Origin of the sequence: Actinosynnema sp. NPDC023658 (genome assembly GCF_040639995.1) — a bacterium.
In the GTDB taxonomy this organism is placed as follows: Bacteria; Actinomycetota; Actinomycetes; order Mycobacteriales; family Pseudonocardiaceae; genus Actinosynnema.
Genome location: NZ_JBFAAX010000177.1, coordinates 10,646 through 10,946, shown reverse-complemented (window position 1 = coordinate 10,946; position 301 = coordinate 10,646). Strand labels below are relative to the sequence as shown.

General features: G+C 72.1%; 1 protein-coding gene. It reads right to left on the bottom strand.

The genetic code is table 11. The features are described 5' to 3' along the window. A partial coding sequence (locus AB0G02_RS19430) for an ABC transporter permease (protein ID WP_360796103.1) occupies positions 1-301 on the bottom strand: 301 nt, incomplete at both ends.

Here is a 301-nt window from a genome sequence, read left to right as displayed (position 1 = left end):
TGTAGAGCCGCTTCGCCCACCCGTACCCGGCCAGCGCGATCACGGCGCACCAGCCGAGCGCGACCGCGGCGCCGCTGCCGATCGGCGTGCCGAGGAGCAGGCCGCGCAGCGTCTCCATGATCGGGGTGAACGGCTGGTGCTCCGCGAACCACCGCAGCCCGGTCGGCAACGAGTCGGTCGGCACGAAACCGCTGCCGAAGAAGGGCAGCAGCATTAGGGGCATGGGCAGGTTGCCGGCCGCCTCCACGGTCTTCGTCGCCAGGCCCATCGCGACCGCCGCCCACACGAGCGCGAACGTGAC